Source organism: Cyanobium sp. NIVA-CYA 375 (assembly GCF_056108345.1).
In genome coordinates, this window is the sequence record NZ_JBSYHW010000125.1 from 1 (window position 1) to 3,838 (window position 3,838).

6 protein-coding genes are annotated in these 3,838 nt (G+C 58.3%); 1 reads left to right on the forward strand and 5 read right to left on the reverse strand.

Annotation, left to right across the window (positions count from 1 at the left end; translation table 11 throughout):
- The first annotated feature begins 389 nt into the window (after positions 1-389).
- Positions 390-563: a hypothetical protein gene (locus AC01FP_RS16315; RefSeq protein ID WP_474481724.1), complete on the forward strand. Its 174-nt coding sequence runs from the start codon at positions 390-392 to the stop codon at positions 561-563.
- A gap of 102 nt (positions 564-665) precedes the next feature.
- On the opposite strand, the gene AC01FP_RS16320 is transcribed toward AC01FP_RS16315, so the two are convergent.
- From AC01FP_RS16320 to AC01FP_RS16340, 5 genes are all read right to left on the reverse strand, one after another.
- Positions 666-902 (reverse strand): high light inducible protein, encoded by a 237-nt coding sequence (locus tag AC01FP_RS16320; RefSeq protein ID WP_474481725.1) that lies wholly within the window; start codon positions 900-902, stop codon positions 666-668.
- Between the two features lie 250 nt (positions 903-1,152).
- Positions 1,153-1,296, reverse strand: coding sequence for a chlorophyll a/b-binding protein (locus tag AC01FP_RS16325; protein ID WP_254962025.1), 144 nt, complete (start codon positions 1,294-1,296; stop codon positions 1,153-1,155).
- Positions 1,297-1,601: 305 nt separating this feature from the next.
- On the reverse strand, positions 1,602-1,862 hold the full coding sequence (locus tag AC01FP_RS16330; RefSeq protein WP_254936676.1) for a hypothetical protein: 261 nt from the start codon (positions 1,860-1,862) through the stop codon (positions 1,602-1,604).
- Positions 1,863-1,991: 129 nt separating this feature from the next.
- The gene (locus AC01FP_RS16335) at positions 1,992-2,204 is read right to left on the reverse strand and encodes a Nif11-like leader peptide family natural product precursor (protein WP_474481726.1); all 213 of its coding nucleotides are present in this window, start codon (positions 2,202-2,204) and stop codon (positions 1,992-1,994) included.
- Between the two features lie 222 nt (positions 2,205-2,426).
- Positions 2,427-3,431: an ATP-grasp domain-containing protein gene (locus AC01FP_RS16340; protein WP_474481727.1), complete on the reverse strand. Its 1,005-nt coding sequence runs from the start codon at positions 3,429-3,431 to the stop codon at positions 2,427-2,429.
- Between the last annotated feature and the right edge of the window lie 407 nt (positions 3,432-3,838).

Below are 3,838 nucleotides of genomic sequence, written 5' to 3' on the forward strand. Positions count from 1 at the left end.
CACCCTCGCTGACTCGCATTGCAATGAGAGCTAGGTTCAGATGCGGAGAAACCAGATGAATCATCACCAGAATGACCTGATAGCCAGAGGCTTTAGCGTGAACCAAAAAGTCAATCTTGGAGGGCTGGGAAAAGACGGTTGCAAAACAGAAGTTGATGCCAGCCTGCAACAATTTCAATCGCTGCTGCTCAGCGAGCAGCGCTGCTATATAGCTGTGTGCCTCCGGCGCCTCGGAGCTGGCAACTCGTAGCAAAAAGCTTGAATGGATTATTTGCGCTATGCCAGCTCGCTCTAGCTGCAGGCCGGGCTAAGCGCAGCAGCTCCACGCCCTACTCTCCAGTTTTCCCCGCTTCTCGGGGTGTCAGGTGCGCGTTCTTTGCATCACAGCGATGTTCCAGCTCTCCACCACCATGTTGTCCCTCATTGATGCTTGGGAAGAAGCACAAGTTTCCGGTCAATGGCAGGAGCCACAGCCCGAGCCCGCCTATCCAGCAGCCTGGTGGTTGATCCAACTGGAAGAAGAGCCCCAAGAGCTCGAGCCTCACCTGCGCTGGTCCGTCTAGCCGGCCTGCCGGCGGCCTTGGAGGCCGCCGGCTAATCCATTGGCGTCAAACAAAAACCCCCAGGTATTACCTAGGGGTCAAAAGCAAAAGGCCTAAAGCAGCTCAGAAGCAGAAGGGCAGAAACTGAGTGCGGCAGGCGGCGTAGCCATCCACAACGGCGCCGAGGCCGATTTGATGAGCGATGCCAAAGCCGGTGAGGCCTTCCACCACGATGCCGGTGACGATGCCAACCATGGCGGCGCGGCCGTTAAACAATTCAACTTGCTTGAGCTGCTCCATGAGGGTCAGCTGTTCCGCACTGTTATTAAGCGCTGGGTCGTTAGAAGGAGTGTTGGTCATGGCTTTTAGTGGCGGAACAGTTGCTTGGAAGCAGAAGAAGCAAGAGCTAGAGGCTCAATCAGCAAGATCTGGCTGGTTGAGAGCACCAACAATCCAGGCACCGATAAGAACGATGGTGATTGCGGAAATCATCCAACCCTCTTGGCTAGATCAGTCGGACGGCTCAGGACGTAGATGGTCATTGCAGAGAGCACGGCAGTGATCAGAGCAACAACTGAAATTGCAACGGTGTAATCGGTTTCCATGACGCTCAACCCAAACCAATTTGGGAAAGGATGCCCTGACCTGTCAGGAGCTCGGTGCCAAGACCGATCACAAAGCCGAGCATGGCCATACGGCCGTTCCAAGTCTCAGCGAAAGCAACGAAACCAAAGCGGGTGGTGGAGTCAGCCATGTGTGTAACGGATTGTTACGGCCAATGTAACAGGGTGTGAACGGTTGTGGCAAGGGGGTGAGGGTTGTGCACCTGACCTGGCTTCCTTGAAGGGCCGCCGGACCTGCGTCCCCCGCCTCAGAAAGGGGACAAGCGGTTACGAACGAGCTGAATCCTGAGCTGCCAGGGGATCTGGAAGCCCCTGGGTGATCGCCAGGGCTCGTTTGTAGATGGCACTTGAGGTTGCCCCTGCCGCCTCCATGGCGATCCGCATGTTCTGCCAGTAATGCAGTGTTTTGGCTTGGGTCATTGGAGCTGCTGGGGCGTCAGGCGCAAACCGCGGCCCTGCCGCGGCGGCGGCCCAGCGGTTCGATCCATTCGTTGAGCACAAGCTTGTGCTGGACAAGACGACTCGGCAGGCGGCAGCCGAGGTTGATCTGTCCCTCATCTACTAAGCGCCCCAGCCGTAGCGCCAGGGCTTCCTCGTGCCGGGCAAAGGCGCCTTGATGGGAGGCAACCCAGGAGATCTCATGCTCCGTGATCACACCACTAGAGATGGACTCCAGAAAGACTTCCCCGACTGTCATGAGAGCCATGTAACGACTTCGTTACATGCTGTCGCGCCCGGCTTCGCTGTGTGGCTCGAGCGGGCTCGGGGGACTGGCTGGGGCAGGCGACTGGCTAGAGCACGCCAGTCATTGCAGAAGCGTTTGGGCTTAGTAATTGGAGGCTTGATCGACCTCTTGCGGCTCCGCTGTGTTGTGGTGCTCCATCGAGGCGTTTTGCAGGTCAGATCTGGTGAGCCGATAGCCCAGCTGGCGGGCGGTGCGCAGGAGCTCCTGGCGACTACGGCACTGGCTGAGGGTCTGCTGGCGCGCCGGGCTGCTTTCTGCATCAGCCACCAACCGCTCCAGATCAGACCAGCTCATCTACTCAAAACAGAGATGAGCTCAAGCTCGCGTGAACTGGTGCCTGCTGCCAGGTTCCCTGAGGCACATTGCAGCGCATTAGTGCCTTGGCGGAGCGTTGCGATCGCAGGAGCGATCTGCTGAGAGCACAACAATCCAGTAGCTAGCAATCAGGTCGCGGACTTAAGGGCTTGCAGTTCGGGCCCTTGAGGTTGGTGCCGAGCCTCCAGCGCCAGAACTTGCTCAAACCACACAAGCAAGCTCTGGCGGGATCGTTCTTTCTTGCTGCTGCACTGGCAGCAATAACTGCATGCTTGACCTGCAGTGCTCAAGCACCAGGCGGGCCACGTTCAAGCCTGTAGCTGTCTCAAAGCCCTGAAAGCCTGGGGCGCTATTGACCTCGCAGATGCTGTAACCATCGCCATCAAACAGCAGGTCGACACCAGCTATGTCGAGGTTCAATGCGGCGGCTGAATCGCGCGCCAGTCGCTCCAGCTCTGGGTTAAGGGGAAATGCCTGTCCATCTCCACCCCTACTGATGTTTGCCTTGAAACTGCCATCGGTGCTGCTGCGCAACATGGCGCCAATGACCTGGCCGCCAATTACCCAGACCCGCAGGTCCTTTCCGGGTCTTGTGCCGATGTACTGCTGCAAGATCAGGCTCTGGGAGCGATCCAGCCCCGAGACCAGCTCCATCAGGTCACGGAAGCTGGCTGGGTCACGGCTGAGCACAACACCGTCGCCATAAGAGCCAACCAGCAGCTTGATGACACAGGGAAAGCCAATCTGTTGGGCGACTAGATGGGGATCGACTGGAAAGCGCACCAGCATGGTCCGTGGAATTGGCAAATTGCTCTGGGCAAGGATCTGGTGGGCATAGAGCTTGTCCTTGACCGCCTCGATGGCGCTGCTGGGATTAACCACAGCCACGCCTAGGTGCTCCAGCTGCCGCAGGATCGCCAATGAGAAGTAATCCGTGCCACTACCAGTACGGGGCAGTAAGACATCGGGGAGATGAACCTCGGCGCCGCAGCGCCGAATGGATCGCCGGCCACCGCGGCTAACGATTAGATCGATTTCTTCTGGTGCGACGGCCTCAATGCGGATGTCAAGAGCGCGCGCCTCCTCCCGTAACCGCATCAGCTCGTAGGGCTCGACCATTCCGGTCGGTCGCTTTTGAAGCACCCAGAGATCCATGCCAGCCCCATCCACAAACTCACTTTTCTCGAGGTGTGGCCGTGGTTCCAAGCCTGTGCAGCACAGGCACACGCTGCAGGCGCAACAGGCAGAAGAGCAGTAGCTCTGCTAGAGCTGAACTTCCCTTAAACCAATCCGGGCGTGGTGGTGCATGCGGTGCATCACCTGAATAAGAGGCGCTTGAGAAAGATCTGAGCTGGGGTAGTCAGGGAAGCAAGCCGACTCAAACAACCGAATTTCGGGTGTTTGATCGCTCCGACCTTCCACCCGCTCGCTCCCGCTCTGGGATTCCAGCTCTTCGCTGAACAGGCTGCACATCCGGCCTTGCTCCACCCACTCGCGCCTGCTCAGGGATTCCGCTGCAGCCCAAACAGGCCCAGGTCCAAAACTCTTGGGTTGCCCACCAGTGGCTTGCTCCGGGCTTCCTCAGTCTGAGGCATTCCTACGTCATGCCTCCG